Here is a 20568-nt window from a genome sequence, read left to right as displayed (position 1 = left end):
TGCGTCTGTAAACTATAAGCAATTATCGTACCATTGGAATGAAATCGGATGATTTCCGAAAAAAAGGGAGGAATTCCCTTCTTCTCTCCGATTGCGGGACGAATCCGGAATCAAAGTAAAATTCCTTGAAAGGCAGGCAAGCCCTAAAATACACTGCGGTAGCAGATTTTATCTTTTTTCCAATCCGATTGGCAACTAGCTTAATTTTCGTACAGAGACAGTACTGATAATTTACATTCTGCATAAATATTATTCAGCGTTTGAGAAATCCATGAGACAAATTCATTTTCTTACCGAAGCGGAGTTAAAACGAAGACTGGATCGCGAAACCTTCACGATCTTATTCGAAACATCCGAACCGACCGAAGCCGCTTTGAAAGAATTTTTTGCCCAATTGAAAACTTGGGCCGAAGAACAAAACGCGAAGTATTGCATCGCGTTTTCGGAATCTTGGTTTGAACGCTTCGAACTCTTGGAAACGGAAGAATCCCCCGCTCGTTCGATTACGAATCTATCGAAGATCGTCGATCCGCCGTTTGCCGGAGTTCCGTCCAAATTCTTTCCCGCATTCGTATGGGGAGAATCTCTCTATTTCCCTTTTGCAAGCGAAGAATCCACACTCTCCTCCAAGATCGCAATGATGGAAGAAAAGATCGAAGTCGAAGCAAAGCAGAAAACGAAATCAACTCGGAACGCTTCGATCTATCGGTTAGAATTTCAAATCTTAGCCGGGGATTCTTTCGGACTCGAACAAATTCTGGATTTGGACATTCCCGCAAGTCTTGTCGAAAAAATCATCGAACGCGACGGAGAATTCTTTCTGCTCACTCCGAAATTAAACGGAACCCGCGCCCTTTTTGCGATTTATCTTTTGTCCGCGATCTTCGAAAAAATCGAATTCAATTTTTCTAAAGTAACGATCGATCTGAGCTCCGATCGCGCTGTTCTTCCGATTTGGTTCAAACGTTCCGGAGCGGCGTTAGCGGGAATCGATGCGGAGAATTCTCCCGGTTTCCAATCCGGAAATTTTCCTTCCTTGGAGATTGCCGCTTCTCCGTGGCTGAGCGCTTCGTTTTTGTTTTTGATATTGAATTCTTCCTTTTTGGATGCATGGGAGAATGCGGGAACGAATGAGTCGGTTATGGGTGGCGCCGCGAGTGAAACGAGCGGCGGCGGTTTTGAAACTCGTTTGCCTAAGGATTTGCAAACGGAAACGATCACTTCGTTTCCGCGTTCAGGAAGAAACGAATCTTGGAGAGATCTTACCGAACATCGGTTCGCATCCCGAGTTTCCAGGCACGCAGGTGAAGAGGAGAATTTCTATTACACTCTACTTCAAAAAGAATACGAAACTTCCAAGAACATTCTCGATTCGACTTTAGAATCTCGTAAGGAAGAATTGGAGGAATTCGAAATTCCGGAATTGCTCGATCGATTGAAAGCCGTTCAGGATTCTTCCCAAACGATTTCATTTCACGAAGCCGCCCGCGAAGATTGGAAAACGATCCAGTCCGAAATCATGAATTCGGTTTTAGAACGATGGAAGGAACGCAAGGAAGTGACGACGAAAAAAATCGAGGAAATCTCATCGGCTTCCGCATGGAAAAATCTGATCGAAATCTGGAAGTCTTAGGTTAGAAGGAAACCTTGACAGGGTGATTCCCCTGAAAAAAATAGCACTGGAACCGATTTTATCGGGTCCAAACAAAGCGGCGACGTAGCTCAGCTGGTTAGAGCAACGGAATCATAATCCGCAGGTCCGGGGTTCGAATCCCTGCGTCGCTAATCGTTTCAAAGGAGAAGACGTTGAAACATCTCTTTCTATTGATTCTTTCTTTCTTCCTTCTGGCAGGTTCCTTGTCAGCTCAATCGGCTACTTGTAACGAAGTTTGCGGTTTTTACTCCGGCTGTGTGGAACAAAATGCTCCAAGAAAACTCAGCGCCGATGAAAAAACGAAAGTAAAAGCGGGTTGCTTGAACTCCTGCAAAAAACATACCGCGGCAGTCGCAGCTTGTTTCGAAAACCACAAGTCTCAGTGTAAACCGTTCAACGATTGTATCGTAAACGCATACAACGCGAACAAAAAATAAATCTTAGAATCAATCGAGTTTCCTTCAAAGTAGAACTTTGAACGCGAAAAACGAAAAGAGCGGGAAGAAAAACCCGCTCTTTTTTTTTGCGGAAAGGAAAAGCCGTGAAAACAACCTGCCGGCTATAAGCTGCAAAGCGTCGGTTCCGTTCCGTCCAATTTTAGGTTTTTCTTCACTCCAATAAAGCGCGGTCGAAGTCTTTAAAGACGGGATCTAATCCGCGCGCTCTGAGCGTGGTCAATAATTCGGGAATCGTTCGGTTGTCCTCGATTTCGAATTGTTTGAGCGCGCCTGAATCGGAATAACCGCCAGGTTCCGTTTTGGATTCCACGGACATGTGCGTAATCCCGAGTTCGCAAAGATGATCCCTGAGTTTTGGGGATTCTCTCGTGGAAAGAACGAGACCCACGTCGGGAAAGGAAATCCGAAACGCAAACAGATAACGCGCGAAATCTTTGTCGCCGATCGGAATGATTTTTTGGAAATCCCCGGCCGCAGGCCGCATTCTAGGAAGAGAAACCTGGAAGGAAGTTCTCCAGTATTCTTTCATTAGGTATTTTGCATGTTCTCCGAGCTTATACAATTCTCCGAGAGGATTGGAAAGCCCAAGAAGAGCGCCGAGTCCGATGCGTCTAAATCCCGCCTTCCCTCCCCGATCCGGGGCCTCGAGACGATAACGCATGTTCTTTTTGATTCCGCGATAATGATTCTCCGCATAAACGATCGGATCGTATGTTTCTTGATAAACGATGAGCGCTTCCGCCCCCGACCCGATCAAAGATTCGTACGGTTCTTGATCGAGCGGATAGATTTCGATCGCGATGGAATCGAAGGATTTTTTTAGAATCGACACCGCGTTTCGAATGTATTCCAAATTCGTTTTACTGTAATCCTCTCCCGTCAATACTACAAGGTGGCGGATCCCTTTCGACTTGAGGACTCGCGCTTCCCGCTCGATCTCTTCTTCGCTTAACGTTTTGCGCGGAATTTTATTCTCGTAGCTGAATCCGCAGTAAAGACAGGAAGAGCGGCATTCATTGGAAAGGTACAAGGGCATGTAGAGCTGGATCGTGTTTCCAAAACGTTCTTTTTTGATTTGTTTCGAAAGAATTGCCATCGGCTCCAAATACCCGGATGCCGCTGGAGATATAAGAGAAACATAATCTTCGAATGTAACCGATTGCCTGGACGAAGATTTATGAAGCGCGCTTTCTACGTCGTTTTTCGTTTTGGAACGGACGATTTCGACCGCGTCCTCGAACGAAGTCCCGTCAAAGAGATCCGTGTACATCTCTTTCTTCTTCGTTTAAAAAACCGGTTAAAGGACTGGAAGCCGAAGCCTCTAATTTGAATTTTGCCCCCGTTCCACCGTAGAGCTTTGCGAGACGTCCCGCTTCGGTCGCAAGTCTAAACGCTCTTGCCACTGCGGAAGGATTCTTTGCAATTGCGATCGCGGTATTGACGAGAACCGCGTCTGCACCGAGTTCCATCGCCTCCGCAGCGTGGGAAGGAAGACCCAGTCCCGCGTCGACCACTACGGGAATTTTGGATTGAGCAATGATGATTTCAAGATTCGCTTTTGTACGGATTCCGAGATTGGAACCGATCGGAGAACCGAGCGGCATTACCGTTGCGCAACCGGCTTCTTCCAAATGCTTGCAAAGAATCGGATCTGCGTTGATGTAAGGGAGAACCTTGAATCCTTCTTTGACGAGAACCTCGGCGGCCTTTAAAGTTTCGATCGGATCGGGTAACAAGTAAACCGGATCAGGGGTCACCTCGAGTTTCACCCAATCACCGGCTCCGAGTTCTCGCGCCAGTTTCGCCAGTCGAATCGCTTCTTCCGCGTTTCTCGCACCGCTCGTATTTGCCAAAAGGAGAATTTTGTTTCGATCGATTCTGGAAAGAATATCGTCTTCAGGGGCTTCCAGATCGACTCGTCTAAGTGCGACGGTTACGACTTCCGTTTCGGAAGCGAGGATCGCCTTTTGCATCGCTTCGCCCGAAGAAAACTTGCCGGTTCCAAGGAAGAGTCTGGATTGAAACGTTTTACCTGCAATGACAAGAGGATCGCGGTTTGTGTCGGAAGAAGAAGTCATTCTACTGTAGAAATCTTCGGAGAGGGCCGCGCCGTCAAGAAGAGAAGATTCGAAGAAGAAATTGGAAGCGAGTTTTCGATTTCGTTTTGAATTCCGTCTTCGTTTTCCGCTTCGGTTTAAACAAAGGATTCCGATTCTGGAGTTTGTTTTTGATTCGATTGGATTTTTTTTTCTTTCGCCTTCTTCGAAGGAAGGATACGGAACCGTACGGGTATGGCAGGAATTTATATCGACATCGATCAGAAGATTCAATCCGGTTTGGTTTCATCCAGATCGAACGTGGAAACTCTTCTTTTTCCGGAAAGCTACCTCAACTCGTTGAGCGCAGAAAAACGAAAGGCTTTGCCTAAACGAATTCTTCCGTTGTTGCGTAAATATCAAAAGTTTCTTCTTTCCAAACGGAGAATCAATCGAAATGCGCAGAAAACCTTGTATCAGAGGGATGTCGGGAAACTAGTCCGTTTGAATATGAGAGTGGATACCGGAGTTTGGGCGATCTTAGGTGTAATCGCCGCCGCTCACGGAGTGTCTCGATGTTTTTTGGTGAATTATATGATTTGGTTGGATGATTCCGGCGTCGGAGATTCTATCGAAGAAAAATTAAATGTGGGATCTCCAACCTTCCAAAACTCTTACGGTTACCTCTGGCACTTAGACCTACTTAACAACCGTATCACGAAAAGTCTTGAATTTCGACCAAATCCGATTTGGTTCTTAACCCCGGAGGATATTCCACCTCAGTTTGGATCAACGTAGAAGCAAACCGTTCTTAAAGAAACTCAAAACAGAAGAACAGATACCGAAGTCGGACGAAAATACCTTGAAAAGAACCGAAGGTTAGGTCGATGGAATTGAATGAATTCTGCGAATTAGGTGCGCTCAAAAAAAACGCATCCAAAATCACCTAACAACGATTAGTCGCTAAAGTCGCGAACCTAACCTATACTTCTCCCGTTTAAACGGAACGCGATCTACGCAAGATTAAACGGCCGCTTCGGTAACTTTCTCCGCGATCGAAGCGGCTTCATCGAGCTTCAAAGAGAGAATTCTCGAGATCCCCGGTTCCTCATTCGTAACTCCGAACAAAGAATTCGCACGATTGATCGTGGATTGCGCGTGCGTGATCACGATAAACTGGGACTTATCCTTGAACTTATCCAAGATTTGACAAAAGCGAAGTTTGTTCGCCTCGTCCAGAGCCGCGTCGATCTCATCCAGAAAACAGAATGGAGAAGGTTTCACCATGTAAATCGCAAAGAGAAGCGCGATCGCGGTCATCGATTTTTCACCGCCCGATAGTAAACGTAAATTCTGAACGTGTTTGCCCGGCGGCTCGGCCATAATTTCGATTCCGGCGTTTAAGCTATCCTCGTTCTCGGTGAGTTCCAACATCGCACGTCCGCCGTTAAACAGGGTGGAAAACGTTTCTTGAAAATTCTCACGAATCTTCTCAAAGGTTTCGCGGAATAATTTCTCGGATTCTTCGTTGATTCGATTGAGAACGTCCTCCACATCAGCTTTTGATTTTTCGATGTCCTCTTTTTGAACGCGATGGTGTTCGTAGATTTCCTTCACGCTTCTATATTCTTCGATGGAAAGAGGGTTGATCGAACCGAGCATTTGGATGTCTGACTTGAGCCTCTTCAGTTTGACTTCTTCTTTGGTTCGTTCCAAATTACGGTTTTGAAACTCCGCGACGAGTTCTTGTTCCGAAATGGAATAATCGTTGTACAATTCTTCCGTAAAAGAATCGATCTGAACTTTCAAACCGGAAACCGTTCTTTCCTTTTCGGTCAACACGGGAATCAGATTTTTAAAATCGTCCTGATTCTTTTGAATATCGTGTTTGAGATTTTGAATCTCTTTTAAGATATTCCGCAGAGATTCCTTTTCGGATTCGAGAGCGCGGCTCATATCCAAGAATTCGTTGTAGCTCGACTCGATCTGCTGTTCGAGTTCGGAAACCTCTCGTTCAAATTCCTGTTTTTTGGAGATTACGTTCTGGATTCCATCCTTCGCGTTTTGAATTCTCTTTTCGATCTCTTCCTTACGGAGCCCGATCGCCTTTGCGGCTTCCAGTCTTGAATTTCTTTCGGAACCGAGTTCCAAAACTTTTTTTTCCAAGAATACCGTTTGTTCCTTGTTGGCTTCCAGATTCTCGCGCAAGGATTCGATCTTTAAACCGGAATCCTTGATGCTTCTCGTAAGATTTTCGTTATCCAAGATCAAGTCTTCGATCTGTTGATCCAACGTTTCTTTTCTGGATAAGAATCCGTCCCGATCGAAAAGAATGTTACGGATCATGTCTTCGAGGTGAACGAATTCTTCTAGTTTGGATTGAACATCGCCTAAGTTCAGTTTTTCAAGAACGGAAGCGATCTTGGACTTTTCGGAAAGCTCCCAATTCTCCCTTAGCTCCGCAATCTCGCGCGCGTATTCGGACATCTTAGAAAGAAGAAACTCTTTCAGTTCCTTTCTTCTGTTTTCCGTATCGATCGCTTCTTTCTTTCTGGATTCAAGTTGGCTGATCAACTCAAAGATGACTTCTTTGAGCTTCTCGCGAAGTTCGTTGTGGGCCTTATCGTTGGAAGCGATCTTGGATTCCTTTTCCAAAACGGCCGCGTTCTCGTCTTCGATTTGTTTTTCGAGAACGAGTTTGGAATCTTTCAGCTTTTGGATTTCTTCCTGAAGAAGTTCGATTTCACCTTCGAGTTCGGCGCATTCTCTTTGAATTCTTTCCAAATCGATTACGAGCAAACTCAAAGAAGATTCCTCTCCGTTCAGAGTTTCCGTCATCTCGGAGATTCTTTCCTCGTATTCGAGTATGATCTGTTTGTTCTTTTCGATCTTCTCTTTTTGAATCTTCGTTTGAGAAAGGTGATCGTATAATTTCTTGTCGATTTCGGAAACCCGCTTTTCGATTTCCGATTTATCTTTTTCTAATACTTCGATTCGACCGGTTTCCTCGCTGATCGTATCGAGCAGGGTTTGATTCTTATCCTTAATGCCTTGCAGTTCTTCTTCCGAAGCTTTCAGCTTTTTGGTAAGAGTGGAGAATTTCAGATAACGTATGATTTTGTCGGTTTCGTCCAACTCCGCCTTGAGTTTGAAATAGGCCTCCGCTTTTTCGGCCTGCTTTTCCTTGACTTCCATTTCCTTCTTCATGGAATTCATGATGTCTTGGATGCGGAGAAGATTTTGTTTCGTGTCGTCCAGACGCTTCAGCGCTTCTTGACGTTCCAGTTTGAATCTGGAAATTCCGGCGGCTTCTTCGAAGATCAGTCTTCGTTCTTCCGGTTTGGAATGAAGAATCCGGTCGACCTTTCCCTGTTCCATGATCGAGTAAGAAGACTTACCGATCCCCGTATCCATCAGAAGTTTTTCGATGTCCTTTCTTTGAACTCGAGAATCGTTGATGCAGTATTCGTTGTTCCCGTCCATGTAAAGACGGCGAGTCATCTTAACGGACGGATAATCCATCTTAATCAATCGAGAAGAATTATCGAAGATGACGGAAACTTCCGCATAACCCGCAGGCTTGCGCGCTTCGGAACCGTGAAAGATCACGTCGTCCATCTTGTCTCCGCGAAGTCCCTTCGCGGACTTTTCACCGAAGACCCATTTTACGGCGTCAACGATGTTCGACTTACCGCTACCATTCGGGCCGACAACGGCGGTAAATCCCGGATCGAGAAGAATTTCGGTCTCGTCCGCGAACGTTTTGAATCCAACAATATTCAGACTTTTTAAATACATAGTTTTTGTGTTTTTCGTTTCCGATTGATCCGGAAAGATGTTTCCAATTGACCAGATTTGGGCAGGGATTAGAATGCACCTGGGTTATTATGTCTCACAATCTCTCTGAAAAGACAAGAGAAATATTCGGGAAAAAGCCGTACTTATCTCTCTATTTCCAACGAGAACCCGACTCGAATTTACATTTCGCTCTGAAACCCGCTAAAAATCCGAAAGAGAGATTTTTAGAGTTGGGCGGACGCGCTCTTGCGAGCGCGGTGGCCCCTCTTACCCAAGCACGGCGAATTCTTCAGACGCAAAAAATAACACCGACCGATCTTGTTGCCGTCATCGGCCTCGGAAATCCGCATCTCATCGAAGAAGTTCACGGAAACATGGAGCCGGGTCAGATTCTTCTTCTCGTGGACGAACATCCCGAACTCATCTTTCCTCTTTGGGAAGAAGTTCTCGAGCCCGTGATGGATGTTCCGGGTCGACATTTGTTCTTAGGTCTTTCCGCACTCAATCTTCTATGGAATTATTTGGAATCTCTTCCGGTGGAACGTGTTTCGGGAATTCGGGTTTTTAGAAACGCCGCAAGCACCGCGCTCAACGAAGCGTATTACGGAGAATTGGAAATCAAGATCCGTAAAATTCTTTCCTCCAAGATGAGCGATCTTTTGACCAAGTTCGAGTTCGAAAGAATCTGGGTTCGCAATACGTTCGTCAACACCGCGAACTTTCCCGATCCGAACAATCCACGCACTCGGGTAGAACTCTTAAAGGAAAAATTCGCGAACACACCGGCGATGCTCGTTTCCGCGGGACCGTCTCTTCGAAGTCAATGCGAATGGATTTCCAAAATCAGAGACAAGGTCTTTCTCTTTTCCTGCGACACTTCCCTCAAAGCCCTTTTGAAATTCGGAATCGTTCCCGATGGCGTGATCACCCTCGACGCGCAAACCCATTCCTTTTTTCATTTTATGGGAGCGGAATCGTCTAACGTTCCTTTGTTCGCCGACTTGGTGAGTTCTCCTCCGATTTTACGATCTCAAAAATTCACCAAGATCGTTCATTCGTTAACCGCAAAGTACATCGTCGACGCAAGCGGAGAATTAAAACGGGAAGTCACCGCCGGTTCCAAAACCGCTGAAAAACTTTTGGGTCCGATCGGAGACGTTCAATCCGGAGGAAGCGTCGCAACAACCGCGTTCGATCTGCTCCGCAATCTCGGCTGCAGACCGATCTTTTTAGTCGGGCAGGATCTCGCGTATTCCGGAAGAGAAATCCATTCCACGGGAACGCATCACAACGAGAAATGGCTCACGTTGGTTCGCAGAACGCAGAGCCTCGAAAAGATCAACGAAATGATCATCCGCAAACGGGACACGCGCCTGGTTCCTTCCGCGGGCGGCGGAGAAGTTTTGACCGATTACGTATTGGATTTATACAGACATTGGTTCGAGGAATCGTTTAAGACCCTCGACTTTCCCGTTTACAACGTGAATGCGCGCGGCGCTAAAATCGAAAATTGCGAAAACGTTTCCTTGGAAGAAGCGGACAAGATTCTTTCTTCGTTTCCGAAACACGGTTATTATTGGAAAGAATTTCTTCCTTGGAAGATCGACGGAGAGAACGAGAGCGGCAAATCCTCCGGCGAACCGGGGGAAATCAGCGTCGAGGCCGCGGAAGAATTCCGATCGAACCTTCTCCAGAAAATCCAATCCATCCTCAAAATCTTTTCCGATCCTTCCATCCGGGAAGAATCCTACGATTCCGTTCTTTCCCGATTCCGTTCGGAAATCGCCCAATGGGAAGACTTAGGTTATCTCGTCCGTAAAACGGAAATCTACATTCTCAGGCACAGGGACACGTTAGACGAAACTAGAAAAAAAAATCTTTTGATCGGAGCCGTGTTAAAAGAATTCACCGGACTCAAACGAAAACTTCTCGCGGGCTCGGCGAATTAAAATTCTCCCGCTCCATAAAAGACGAACACTTAAAAACCGGAACCGAAGGAAGGAGTCCCTATAAAATAATCGGCCGCTACTTATCGTAATACGTTCCTGCAGGAAATCGGTCTCGACACGGAACTTCCATCGGAATACGAAATCTCCGAACACGAACGAATTCGAAATCGGGTATCCTTAGGTTTTCGAATATAATAAATCTCTAAAGCCGGAATATTTCCCGAAGGTTGCGTTTTTGCAAAAACGATTTGGGTATTGCCCCGTTTTTTTTCCGTAATCTGCAAAGCGACGGTTGAAAGCGTAAGACAGAATTCTCCGGAGGCGGAAGGTTGCAGCAAAAATCTTTCCGAATTTTTGGAAGGAGTTACGTCCACGACCCAAAAACTTCCCGAAAACCGAATCGCCTCATGGATCCGCACGTTTTCGTCGTTCAGTCCTTGCGTTCCGTAAACGCTTTCGATAAATCCGTTTACGGAAGAATAACAGTTTCCGACGATCGGTTCTTCCGCCCCGATTCCCGTATACGCCAATAAAACGACGAAGACAAACCTCAATCAGAAAATCCGCCGAATCATTTTTACAAATCCGCAATCGATTGTATAAGCACCGATATAAACGTAAACAGTAAAAGCAAGGCGCAAAAGAACGCCATCGAACCGATAAGAAAAAAACAAAATCCGAACATACGAGCGATCGGTTTCGGCATCGGAAAGGAAATAAACAAAATCATCTGCGCCAATTCACCGGAACGGATCACGTTGATTCCCATTGAGGTAGAAAGAAGAAGACCGCCGAAAAAAAGAATCACAAAGCCGCACGCGGAAACGACGTGTTTCGTTATCCATTCGTTTTCTTTCAAATCGGGTACGAAGACGATTAGGATGAGAATGCTCGCGGCTGCGGAAGCGATGATTCCGGAAATGTTTCCGATTTTTTCTAGACGATCGTAATTCACTGGGGAGCCTCGGCGTATCCATCCATTCGATCGGATAACCGAGGAAATCGTATTTTTTTGCGGAATAAAAAATTCAGGCGTTTAAATCGATGAGATAACCGCGGCGGATCGCTTGATCGTCCGTATTGACTCCTACCTTCGCCATGTTTCTCGCGCCGGAATTTACGTTTTCCATTTCGGAAAGAGGATGAAGACGATCGGGCATATTACGAATGGTGAATTCGGACTTGGAAAATTGTCTGGCCCCCGTGGAAGCCTGAAGTGCAAAATTTATTTCTTTCATCATGGCTGCGAATTTCCTTTTTGTTCAACCTAACACGAAATTTGCCCGTTTGTAAAGCAGAATTGAAACGCTCCTCTTACAAACCGTCGAAATTGAAATTGGACGTATCCTCTTCCGTTTCCGATTCTTCCGAATGGGATCCGCCCGATCCCGGATGAGAATCGTAACCCGGATCGTATTGAAAATCTCCGTGAGATTCCCGAGCGTGTCTTTTCTGAGCGACCGCGGGCTCGTCTTCGGATACGAACGCGCTTTCCTGTTTCGGCAATGCGAGTTCCGGTTCCCCTTCCTCTTTCATTTTCATCAAAAGGGAGAATCCCTTCGGCTCTTTGACGAACTCGGGAAAGTATTCGTAAAACAATTTTGCGGATACGACTCTGAATTTGTACGGATACGCGTTCTTGTATGTTTCGGAAGGTTCGACGTCGGGAAGCTGCTGGAACCCGATCCGATCCTCGAAATCGTTGAATTCCTGTTTGGTGAAGACCGGCATTCTTTCCGTGATCAGATCCTTTAGAATGATCCAATCCAATTTGAACCTCATCCGATACCCCTGAAACGCGGAGGATCTCTGAATCAGGTTGACGAGCCTTTTTAAAGGATAGTCCCTCTTTGCGTATGGCGTGAGATAAATAAGAAGATATCTCTGCGAAAATCCGAGAGGTTCCCAGACGCGTTCCGGATATAATTTTCCTTCTTCCGATTTTAGATCGTCGATGATCGATTGTAACTCGGGAACCATTTCGGTCTGTTCCGTATAGAATTCCTGTTTTTCGATCTCACCGAATTCTCCATAGTAAAGCCATTTGTATAGGTCGGCTATTTCAAAGACGGGATGATAGATTAAGAATCGATCGAGAAAGTCGATCTTTTCTTCGCGGGTTTTGTTATCGTCGATTTCTCTCTGAATCATCGCTTGGATCCTCGTCTTTGACCGCAAACAACTCGGACTGATTTAAAATCCGAAGGATATTCTCCCGATGCGTTAAAATGATTCCGAAAGAGATGAAGATCATGGTCCCCAAAACCCAATACGAAATTTCTTCGTGCAAAAGAAGAACCGAGGAAAAAGCATAAACGAGAGGAAGCGTAAGGGAAGCAAAAATTGATCCCAAAGAAACGAATTTAAAAAATTTATAAACCGCCAAAAAAACCAAGACCGCGCCCAAACAAGCGATCGGAGTCAAAACCAAAAATACGCCTAACGTAGTCGCTACGCCCTTTCCGCCTCGAAACCCGAGAAAGGGAGAGAACATGTGACCCGTTACGGAAAGAACTCCGCAAGCCAACTGAAACGGAATTTCACCCTCGGGCACGTAGACGCCCGCAAGATATACGGGCAGCATTCCCTTTGCCACGTCGAGAAGCAGCACGGGAAATCCGAACTTCCATCCGATGAGACGGCCCACGTTCGTCGCTCCGATATTCTTGCTTCCGAATTTGCGGATATCCATTCCCGCAAACCGGAGAGCGATCCAATAACCGAACGGGATCGAACCCGCTCCAAAACTGAGCAAAGCAAAAATCGCGTAGTTCATTTTCGATCCGATCGAAACTCCAGTCGAACCGGGATTCCCTGCAACTCATAGGTCTCGGTGAGTTTCTTTTTGAGGAAGGAAACCAGATTGGATTTAAAGTATTCCACATGGTTTACGAAGAGAATCAGATGAAACGGAGAAGTCGAAACCTGAGTGCAATAGAGCATCTTCGGCGGTTGATGCGCGGAAAAGGATCTTCCCGCCTGCCCCATCCACAACTTTAGATTTTTATTGAGTTCGGAAGTGCTGACCTTTCTGTGCGATCTCGACGCGAGATCGAAGGAAAGATCCATGAGTTTTTGAACCCGCAGTCTTTCGGTCGCGCTGATCGTGATGATAGGCACTTCGCTTAACAAAGGAAAACGGCTGTAGAGTTTTTCCTTGTATTCCTTGAAGGTTTTATCGGTCTTATCCTCGATGGAATCCCACTTGTTGACCGCGATCAAAAACGGCTTTCCTTTTTCCTGAAGAAGCGCCGTGATCTTTTTGTCGAAATCGCCGAATCCTTTTTTCGCGTCCAAAAGATGGATCACGAGATCGCTCGATTCGATCGCCTTCAAGGTTCTTTGATACGAATAAAATTCGAGGGCTTCGGCGGATTTGCTTCCTCTTCGGATTCCCGCCGTGTCCGTCAAGAGCAGACGTCTATCACCGAATTCTAATAAAGTGTCCACGGAATCCCGAGTCGTTCCCGCGACGTCGCTCACGACCGCGCGTTCGTAACCGCAGATCGCGTTCAATAGACTGGATTTTCCGGAGTTCGGTTTTCCCACGATCGCGAGACGGAACTCGTAGTCTTCTTCCGCGAGAGGGAGGGGCTGCGCGTCCTTCTTTTTGGAAGCGGAGATTTTTTCGATCCAGACCTTGCCGGGTTTATCGCTTAAGAAAAACTTAATTTTCTCGAGTAGAAGCCCGAGATTCTTTCTGCCGATCGCGGATATGGGAAGAACTTCCGCCAACCCCATCCGATAGAATTCCTCGAGATCGAATTCGTCGAGTTCCTTGTCCGCTTTGTTGACGCAGTAGATGATCGGTTTGTTCGCGACGGACGGTTCCCTTCTCAAGTAGCCGAGAAGACTGTGGTCGGCGGCGGTGATCAGATTCTTATCCAAAAGAAAGATGATGACGTCCGATTCCTTCAATTGTCTATAAGCGGCTTCTAATATGGATTGCGAAAGAGTATCCGGATTTTCGATATCGAGTCCCGGGGTGTCGCAGAGATAAAAGTCGAGATCCTTTTCTTCCTGATAGATTCTCGCGGAAAGAACGTCGCGCGTAACGCCGGGATAATCCTCGGTGATCGCAAGTTTCTTTTTCAACAGGGAATTGAAGAGCGTGGACTTGCCCACGTTCTGACGGCCCACGATCGAGACGACTGGAATTTTTTCTCCGGGTTCTTTGCGGGGAGCTTTTACCGGAACGACTTCGTCCGATTCTGCGGTTTCTTTTTTTCCGGCTTTAGCCATTTGGTCCTAACTTTGTCGCGACTCATTCGTAGCGATTGGATGATTTCATTGCGCGTGCGATTTCCTGCTGCGCGTCTTTTTTCTGCATGTCGTCGCGTTTATCGTGAATCTTTTTCGGTTTTGCGACGGCGATCTCCACTTTTACTCTGAGATTATTCTTAAAGTAAACCTTGGTTGCGACAAGAACGAGTCCCTTCTCTTTTACCTGACGATCCAGCTTTTCGATTTCCCTCTTATGAAGAAGGAGCTTTCTCGGACGGATTTCGGGATGATTTGCGTAACCTCCGTTTTTATACGGGGTGATGGAGAAGTTTTCCAGAAAGACTTCCCCGTTTTTGATCTTGGCGAACGCGTCGGTGAGATTTCCCTTTTTTTCGCGGAGACTTTTGACTTCGGATCCGGACAAAACGATCCCCGCTTCGAGGAACGAAATCAACTCGAAGTTGAATTTGGCCTTTTTATTGACCAACGGAGAATGTCCGGATTCTTCTTTCTTGTCTGCCATCTTACTTTTTAAACCGACTTCGTGGCCGGTCCTTCTGTTTCCTTTCGATCGCCGAGAAATTTACGATCGATCGATCAAACGACCGATTCGTTTCGCAAATCCGTCTTTCGAGGGCTCCGAATCGTTCGGAACCGCTCGACTGCGGATCAATTTCTCATGCTGTGATTCGTGAGAATCAATCTTCCCAGTTCGGTTCCGATCAGGTTCGGCATATTGTAAAAATTATCCGAAGTGATCTGAATGGAATCCTGGAACAGATGTTCCGCGATGTATCTTCTTCCGAGTCCGACTCCCAAGAAGACGTAGTTCCGATTTTGATTCTTTAAAATTTCGGCGTGGAGTTTGCGGTTGTCCCGGGAATTGATTTCGTCCGAAACTTCCGCCTTTCCTCTTTGCCCCCGAAAATCGGAGATCATTACCACGATTTTCGTCTGTGCCTCCGGCGAAAAGTACGATTCTACTTTTTCGAGAAGCTGATATTCTTCGACGGAATCGCCTTGCCAATCGGTTCGAAGATAATTGAACATCTCCTCTTCCTTGGCTTCGTCGTATTCCTCGTCCAGACGTTTGATCGGAATCAGATCGATCCGATCCTTTTTGTTGTTTCGGTCCGAATATGCGTGAATGGAAAAATCCACCTCGTGTTCGTTGAGGATATACGCCGAAGACAACATCGCGGAGATCACGGCGACTGCGTATTCGAAGTTGAAGATCCTTCTGGATTTGGAAACGAGAAAGGCGACTTCCACACCTTTGAGTTTTTCCTCGTTCTTATCGATGATCGTGCGGTCGAAAACCTTGGAATCCCCTCTTCCCGAAAGAAAGGAAATATATTTCCGGGTGTCGATTCGGTTTCCTTCGGTCCGATACATTCTCGTGATATCGATTTCCGGGTCGAAAAGACGATCGAGGTTGAGTTCGATGTCCTCGAGACTTTGTCCGAAAACTTCTTTGAATTCTTTCAAAGAAACTTGGATCGTGTATTCCCAGAGAATCTTGCGTTTGGCAAGAAATTGTTTATAAAGTTCTTCCGTGCGGTAACCCCAAGCGCCGCCCCCGCCCGCGGGTTCGCCTTGTCCCTTGTTGCCGCGCGTATCCTGACCGTACCAAGCGTCCGCGCCTTCCTTCATCTGACCGCCGGTTTCCGGCGTATCGATTTCGATTCCTCGTTTGAGAGGATTGCCCGAGTTGAGAAGTTTGGCCTTTCCGGTTAACGCTTCCCGCTTATGAAGTTCCGGATTCCACCAGCGTTTCTTTTCAATGTCGGTGGCCGTTGTCAGAGTTTTTTTTTTCTTATCCTCAAGAACCTTGAAGAAATCCGATTCGACTTCGATGCCGGACATTTGAAAGTCTAAGATCTTTTCGAGTTCCATTCTTTCTTTCGGATCGGCGATCTGATTCGTATAAGCGATCTTGCCGCCTCGAACCGCGGTTTCTTTCAGTCCCGCCTCTCCCGCACCCGAGTCCGCATAACGCAGGATATGATCCTTCCAGAAAAGAAGATTCGAAAGTCCGAACAGATACGGCAGCAAATTCGCGGAACCGATCGTGCGTTTTTTCGCGAGATCGCGGATCTTCATGTGGAAGTTCACCATTCTCAGGATGAGGCTGTTGCCCGGAAGATAAAAGGAAAGAATTTCGGTTAACGTGGATTCGTCTTCGAGATCCGGAAACAACACGCTCGTAAAACGGTTTCGGAACGCTCTCGAAATCGTCGCGGTCGATTTGGATTTACGGAAAAGTTTCAACGCGAAGATGCGCGAATCGTCCGTGAGTTGCACTGGTTCGTTGTTTCCGCTTTCGGGCGGAAGCGTAAGAGAACGCGCGTCGTCCGTAAGCATATTCAATTTTTCCACGAGTTCGGCCCCGGCGGCTTCGAGGTTCGTGATGAGAATGTTTCCGCCTTCTCGGATTCCTCTCGTAAGCGGTCCGTCCACCCAATCCACTTTGGAACCGTCGATCGGCTTCAAAGCTCCGATGATATCGGAAGTATGAATTCCCTTGCAAAGACTCACCGTTTCCAAAGGCAAACCCGAGATCTCGGTGAACAAAGGAAGAAGGATCTGAGGATCTTGCTCCTCCGAATATTCGATCAGAACGTTTTCCTGAAACTGAACCGCGGTGAAGATCTTCTCGGAGAACTCGCGGAGTTTCAGAGGCATAGGCACTTCGCTTAACAATTGCTTCGCCTTGTTTTCGTCGCGGACGGAAATCGCCTTATCGTTGCAGTATAAGAATCCTTTGTGGACTTGAAAGCTCGGTTCCGGAAGTTCGGGCGCTACTTTCAAACCGGATTCGCTTAACAAAAGATCGATCTGAAGATCGCGGTCCTCTTTTTTGCGGAACGGCTCCACGTAAAAGTTCCAGAATTCTCGGAACTGAAGTTCGCTCGTATCCGCCTTTAAACCCAAGAGACGGTTGCAGAGTTTTTTCAAATTCCGAATGTTGAAGTGATATTTTTCCAGATCCCCTTTTCCGAGTTTACCCGTAACGACTCTGGTTTCCGTTTCCATCGAAATTCGAATGCAGGATTGAAGCAAAGATTCGCTGAGAGCCGGATAGAGTTTCTTTAAGATAAAAAGAATTTCGTCCGGAGTATGTTGGTCGATGAACACGACCGAGAAAAAACGGGTGATGTCGAACGGAAGGGGTTTTCTTCCTTCGAAACCTTCGGACGGATTTTGTGTTCCGATAAAGTTGAATCCTTCTCCGCAGGAAATTCTCGAGCCGTTTCCTTCGATTAACTCCAAATAGGCGGACTCGTATACGGTGGAGAATCGTTTGATGATATGCGGCGGACAAAGATTCATCTCGTCGGCTACAAAGCTGTGACCCGAACGGATCGCGGAAGTAAGCGGTCCGTCCGACCAAGCAAACCCTCTTCCGTCCATGAGAATCCGATACGAGCCGATCAGGTCTTCCGGAAGAGTGTCTTCGTTGAAACTGAATCTTGCGGTCGGATGTTTTCTCTTATAATTGATGTAATAGATCAGAGCGTTTTTACCGACGCCCGCATCTCCTACGAGAAGCACGGGTTTGCCTTCGAGCAAAGGGTAAAGAATATTGGATAGATTGCGAACGGTCGAATCCGTCTCAACGAGATCGGAACCGAGGTTTCCGGGATTGATACCGGATTTCGAAACGGGAACATTGAGTCCGGCGATTTTTACGGTTTCCATAACTCAAAGTTCACCCCCTCGAATCCTCTGGCAACCTCAATTCCTTCCAAACTGTAACTTGAATGGTTTGACATTCAAATTAACTTTTCGAGAAGATTCTTTTTAGAAAGAAGTTTTGCAGTGGTTCTCCATGACAGGAATTTCAAAAAGGATTTAGTATGAGTCAGAGTACTTTAGAATATGTTTTAGCCAATCGTATCCAAGGACTGGATACTTCCGCCATCCGCAAAGCGTTCGAACTTGCAGGCACGTTGAAAAACCCGATCAATCTTTCCATCGGTCAACCGCACTTCCCTTGTCCTCCCAATATCATCGAAGCCGGTTGTAAGGCTTTAAAAGACGGTAAAACCGCTTATACTCTTACCGGAGGAATTCCGGAACTAAAGAGCGCTCTCGCCGAAAAATACAAAAACGGGAACGGGATTTCGTACGCGACTCCCGAAAGAATCCTCGTCACTTCCGGAATCAGCTCCGCGTTCCTTCTTCTGTTTAACGCATTGTTAAACGAAGGAGACGAATGCCTCGTCGTCACTCCGCACTTCCTCATGTATCCCGCGTATATCAAAATCTACGGCGGAAAAATGCACTCGGTTCACGAATCCTTCGAGCCGGAAGCGCTGAAGGAATTCTCGAATAAAAAACTCAAGATCATCATCTATTCTTCCCCTTCCAATCCTACGGGAAAAATCCTTTCCCGCAAACAGCTGGAAGCGTTAGCCGATCTCGCGGAAAAAACGGGAGCCTATCTGATTTCGGACGAGATCTACGAGCTGTTCGACTACGATAAGAAATTCATCTCCGTCGGTTCCTTTTACGAAAAGGCGATCACCCTTTCCGGTTTTTCAAAAACCTACAGCATGACCGGACTTCGTTTGGCCTCGATTCTCGCGCCGGAACCCATTACAAAAGCGTTAACTACTCTCCAGCAATACACTTTGGTCTGCGCTCCTTCGGTCACCCAGTGGATGGGACTCGAAGCCTTGAAAACGGATATGAGTCCTTACATCGCGGACTATAAAGAAAAACGCGACTTCGTCTACGATTCGTTAAAGGATCACTACGAGGTGACAAAAAGCGAAGGCGCGTTTTACTTCTTCATCAAGATCAAGGAGAAGGACGACGATTTTATCGTAAAAGCGGTCAAGGAAAAGGAATTGATTCTGGTTCCGGGTTATATCTTCACCTCGTCCAGAGATTACATCCGGATCAGCTTCGCTTCTGAATGGGAGAATCTCAAACGGGGAATCTCCGCTCTTGTCGAGCTTGCCTGAGTTTCTGTTTTGGATCGTTTTGTGTTTCGGAAGTTTAGGGGCCGCTTCCTTGGGAAGCTTTTACGTGACCCTGGGCTTTCGAATCCTCGACGTTTATTACGGCAAACATAGAAAGTCTCTTTCGTTTTCCCAAAAATGGAAACGGATTTTCACGCACCCGAGTTCCTGCGATCACTGCGGAAAAGAAATCCGTTATCCGCAGCTTCTTCCCGTGATCGGATATTTCATCTCGCGGGGTAAATGCAAGTTTTGTAATGGAAGAATCCGTTTTCTTTTTCCGTCGATCGAATTCGCTTTTGTCTGCGTCTTTCTCTTCTGTTTTTCTTTGACCCGCAATCCCGCGTTCAGCTTCGTGTTTTTATTTTTATGCGGACATCTTTTGATTTCCTGTCTGACGGACGCCTTTCATTTCTCTTTGGATTACGAAAATCTTCCGTGGATTCTATTGTTCGGTCTTTTATCCGCGTTTTTGTTAAACGAAAAGCTTCCCGGCATGAACGAACTCTACGTATTCGGCGGATTCTTTCTTGCGTTTTTGATTTTGTTTTTTTTCTTTCCGGGCGGGATCGGATTCGGAGACGTATTGTTCGCTCCGGTTTACGCGTTCATCGCAGGTCATCCCTGGTGGATGTTCTTTTTAAACGCTTCCTACATTCCCGCGGTATTATTTACGATCGTATTGCGGGAAAGAGGAAAGAGTATACGCAAAACTCCGATCCCCATGGGTTTGTATTTCGGGATCGGTTTGATTTTGACTTTTTTGAGTAGAATTCTCTTCGATTCGAAACTTCTTCCATTCACAATATTTTCCGAATATTCCGATAACTGAATCTACTAATTCGAACCCTTCTTTAACGATAATCCCTGGAAAAACGTTTCGGCCGCGTCCGGCTATGTCGGACCGGGCTCTCCGCTTCGGTCGCTCCGGTTTTTTCGCGCAAAACCGGGTTTCACAAAACTTTGGAGCGACCCCGCATCGATCCCTCGCGGTTCATTTTTCGAAAAACGAAGGATCAAACCGGATAAAACGCGAGACCCGCAAAGAACAAGATCAGCCAAAATCCGGTTTCGATCGTTTCGCTCAACGGTTGAATTCTTCGAATTCCCCCGTACGCATGAACCACAACCATCAAGCCGAAACAACCGAGCAGAATGTTGAAATAGAACGGCTGCACGCCCCGATCTCCGGCCGCCACGAAACCCATATAACACAAAACGCATAATACGCTCGCGAGACAACGTCCGTAATACGTGGACAAATTGCTTTGTCCGGGAATTTCCCATCCCAAGGTCGCCGCCCAACGAAGAGGCGCCAAAAACATCGGCAAAGCAAACGCAAAAAACGTTCCCGCCACGAGAGCATACAAAAACAAACTCGAGAGTGATCCCCACATTCCGAACATACCCGACCTTCTCCAAAAAATAATTTAGGATGCGATCTATAAATCAGAATGCGATCGCATCGTTAAACAACCC

At 46.5% G+C, this 20568-nt stretch carries 18 protein-coding genes and 1 tRNA gene; 7 read left to right on the top strand and 12 right to left on the bottom strand.

Annotated features, from left to right (window positions below; genetic code table 11):
- The first annotated feature begins 271 nt into the window (after nt 1-271).
- From DLM76_RS11740 to DLM76_RS11730, 3 genes are all read left to right on the top strand, one after another.
- Entirely contained in the window at nt 272-1633 is a 1362-nt protein-coding gene (locus DLM76_RS11740; RefSeq protein WP_118965310.1) for a hypothetical protein, read from the top strand.
- Nucleotides 1634-1711: 78 nt separating this feature from the next.
- Nucleotides 1712-1785, top strand: a tRNA-Met gene (locus tag DLM76_RS11735).
- A gap of 21 nt (nt 1786-1806) precedes the next feature.
- Nucleotides 1807-2091 carry a Cys-rich protein gene (locus DLM76_RS11730; protein WP_118957788.1) on the top strand — a complete coding sequence of 95 codons (285 nt, stop codon included), beginning with the start codon at nt 1807-1809 and terminating at the stop codon, nt 2089-2091.
- 172 nt (nt 2092-2263) lie between these two features.
- Here the strand turns inward: DLM76_RS11730 and thiH are convergent, their stop codons facing one another.
- Both thiH and DLM76_RS11720 read right to left on the bottom strand, forming a co-directional pair.
- Complete coding sequence (thiH, locus tag DLM76_RS11725) at nt 2264-3382, bottom strand: 2-iminoacetate synthase ThiH (protein ID WP_118965309.1); 1119 nt, start codon at nt 3380-3382, stop codon at nt 2264-2266.
- Nucleotides 3363-4190, bottom strand: a complete 828-nt coding sequence (locus DLM76_RS11720) for a thiazole synthase (RefSeq protein WP_118965582.1) — start codon at nt 4188-4190, stop codon at nt 3363-3365. The genes thiH and DLM76_RS11720 overlap by 20 nt, the downstream gene beginning before the upstream one ends.
- Before the next feature lie 213 nt (nt 4191-4403).
- On the opposite strand from DLM76_RS11720, the gene DLM76_RS11715 reads away from it, so the two are divergent.
- Nucleotides 4404-4946: a DUF1564 domain-containing protein gene (locus DLM76_RS11715; protein WP_118965308.1), complete on the top strand. Its 543-nt coding sequence runs from the start codon at nt 4404-4406 to the stop codon at nt 4944-4946.
- A 225-nt stretch (nt 4947-5171) separates the two neighbouring features.
- Here the strand turns inward: DLM76_RS11715 and DLM76_RS11710 are convergent, their stop codons facing one another.
- Entirely contained in the window at nt 5172-7946 is a 2775-nt protein-coding gene (locus DLM76_RS11710; RefSeq protein ID WP_118965307.1) for a chromosome segregation SMC family protein, read from the bottom strand.
- 89 nt (nt 7947-8035) lie between these two features.
- Between DLM76_RS11710 and DLM76_RS11700 the strand changes: the two genes are divergently transcribed.
- Nucleotides 8036-9895, top strand: a complete 1860-nt coding sequence (locus tag DLM76_RS11700; protein ID WP_118965305.1) for a motility associated factor glycosyltransferase family protein — start codon at nt 8036-8038, stop codon at nt 9893-9895.
- Between the two features lie 80 nt (nt 9896-9975).
- On the opposite strand, the gene DLM76_RS11695 is transcribed toward DLM76_RS11700, so the two are convergent.
- From DLM76_RS11695 to DLM76_RS11660, 8 genes are all read right to left on the bottom strand, one after another.
- Nucleotides 9976-10449, bottom strand: coding sequence for a hypothetical protein (locus DLM76_RS11695; protein ID WP_118957782.1), 474 nt, complete (start codon nt 10447-10449; stop codon nt 9976-9978).
- A 23-nt stretch (nt 10450-10472) separates the two neighbouring features.
- Nucleotides 10473-10850 (bottom strand): hypothetical protein, encoded by a 378-nt coding sequence (locus DLM76_RS11690; protein WP_118965304.1) that lies wholly within the window; start codon nt 10848-10850, stop codon nt 10473-10475.
- A 73-nt stretch (nt 10851-10923) separates the two neighbouring features.
- Nucleotides 10924-11136: a hypothetical protein gene (locus DLM76_RS11685; protein WP_118957780.1), complete on the bottom strand. Its 213-nt coding sequence runs from the start codon at nt 11134-11136 to the stop codon at nt 10924-10926.
- Nucleotides 11137-11209: 73 nt separating this feature from the next.
- Nucleotides 11210-12046 carry a hypothetical protein gene (locus DLM76_RS11680; RefSeq protein ID WP_118957779.1) on the bottom strand — a complete coding sequence of 279 codons (837 nt, stop codon included), beginning with the start codon at nt 12044-12046 and terminating at the stop codon, nt 11210-11212.
- Nucleotides 12021-12671: a glycerol-3-phosphate 1-O-acyltransferase PlsY gene (gene plsY / locus DLM76_RS11675; protein WP_118957778.1), complete on the bottom strand. Its 651-nt coding sequence runs from the start codon at nt 12669-12671 to the stop codon at nt 12021-12023. The genes DLM76_RS11680 and plsY overlap by 26 nt, the downstream gene beginning before the upstream one ends.
- Nucleotides 12668-14137, bottom strand: coding sequence for a ribosome biogenesis GTPase Der (gene der, locus DLM76_RS11670; protein ID WP_118957777.1), 1470 nt, complete (start codon nt 14135-14137; stop codon nt 12668-12670). The genes plsY and der overlap by 4 nt, the downstream gene beginning before the upstream one ends.
- Before the next feature lie 22 nt (nt 14138-14159).
- Entirely contained in the window at nt 14160-14642 is a 483-nt protein-coding gene (gene smpB / locus DLM76_RS11665; protein WP_118965303.1) for an SsrA-binding protein, read from the bottom strand.
- A 146-nt stretch (nt 14643-14788) separates the two neighbouring features.
- The gene (locus DLM76_RS11660) at nt 14789-17821 is read right to left on the bottom strand and encodes an AAA family ATPase (RefSeq protein ID WP_118957774.1); all 3033 of its coding nucleotides are present in this window, start codon (nt 17819-17821) and stop codon (nt 14789-14791) included.
- 158 nt (nt 17822-17979) lie between these two features.
- Between DLM76_RS11660 and DLM76_RS11655 the strand changes: the two genes are divergently transcribed.
- Together DLM76_RS11655 and DLM76_RS11650 are read left to right on the top strand one after the other, a co-directional pair.
- Entirely contained in the window at nt 17980-19092 is a 1113-nt protein-coding gene (locus DLM76_RS11655) for a pyridoxal phosphate-dependent aminotransferase (protein WP_118957773.1), read from the top strand.
- Nucleotides 19076-19921: an A24 family peptidase gene (locus DLM76_RS11650; protein WP_118965302.1), complete on the top strand. Its 846-nt coding sequence runs from the start codon at nt 19076-19078 to the stop codon at nt 19919-19921. Before DLM76_RS11655 ends, DLM76_RS11650 begins: the two co-directional genes overlap by 17 nt.
- 184 nt (nt 19922-20105) lie before the next feature.
- Here DLM76_RS11650 and DLM76_RS11645 read toward each other — a convergent pair whose 3' ends face one another.
- Nucleotides 20106-20495: a hypothetical protein gene (locus DLM76_RS11645; protein WP_118965301.1), complete on the bottom strand. Its 390-nt coding sequence runs from the start codon at nt 20493-20495 to the stop codon at nt 20106-20108.
- Nucleotides 20496-20568 lie beyond the last annotated feature (73 nt).

Origin of the sequence: Leptospira yasudae (genome assembly GCF_003545925.1) — a bacterium.
Classification (GTDB): Bacteria; Spirochaetota; Leptospiria; order Leptospirales; family Leptospiraceae; genus Leptospira; species Leptospira yasudae.
Note: the sequence above shows the minus strand (reverse complement) of the source record. Positions and strands in the feature narration are given on the sequence as shown.

Bases quoted from the DNA above. Each gene is read 5' to 3' on its own strand.
- DLM76_RS11660 (WP_118957774.1), bottom strand. From the start codon at position 17,821: ATGGAAACCGTAAAAATCGCCGGACTCAATGTTCCCGTTTCGAAATCC.
- DLM76_RS11655 (WP_118957773.1), top strand. From the start codon at position 17,980: ATGAGTCAGAGTACTTTAGAATATGTTTTAGCCAATCGTATCCAAGGA.
- plsY (WP_118957778.1), bottom strand. From the start codon at position 12,671: ATGAACTACGCGATTTTTGCTTTGCTCAGTTTTGGAGCGGGTTCGATC.
- DLM76_RS11720 (WP_118965582.1), bottom strand. From the start codon at position 4,190: ATGACTTCTTCTTCCGACACAAACCGCGATCCTCTTGTCATTGCAGGT.
- thiH (WP_118965309.1), bottom strand. From the start codon at position 3,382: ATGTACACGGATCTCTTTGACGGGACTTCGTTCGAGGACGCGGTCGAA.
- DLM76_RS11645 (WP_118965301.1), bottom strand. From the start codon at position 20,495: ATGTTCGGAATGTGGGGATCACTCTCGAGTTTGTTTTTGTATGCTCTC.
- DLM76_RS11710 (WP_118965307.1), bottom strand. From the start codon at position 7,946: ATGTATTTAAAAAGTCTGAATATTGTTGGATTCAAAACGTTCGCGGAC.
- der (WP_118957777.1), bottom strand. From the start codon at position 14,137: ATGGCTAAAGCCGGAAAAAAAGAAACCGCAGAATCGGACGAAGTCGTT.
- DLM76_RS11680 (WP_118957779.1), bottom strand. From the start codon at position 12,046: ATGATTCAGAGAGAAATCGACGATAACAAAACCCGCGAAGAAAAGATC.
- DLM76_RS11700 (WP_118965305.1), top strand. From the start codon at position 8,036: ATGTCTCACAATCTCTCTGAAAAGACAAGAGAAATATTCGGGAAAAAG.
- DLM76_RS11740 (WP_118965310.1), top strand. From the start codon at position 272: ATGAGACAAATTCATTTTCTTACCGAAGCGGAGTTAAAACGAAGACTG.
- DLM76_RS11715 (WP_118965308.1), top strand. From the start codon at position 4,404: ATGGCAGGAATTTATATCGACATCGATCAGAAGATTCAATCCGGTTTG.
- smpB (WP_118965303.1), bottom strand. From the start codon at position 14,642: ATGGCAGACAAGAAAGAAGAATCCGGACATTCTCCGTTGGTCAATAAA.
- DLM76_RS11685 (WP_118957780.1), bottom strand. From the start codon at position 11,136: ATGATGAAAGAAATAAATTTTGCACTTCAGGCTTCCACGGGGGCCAGA.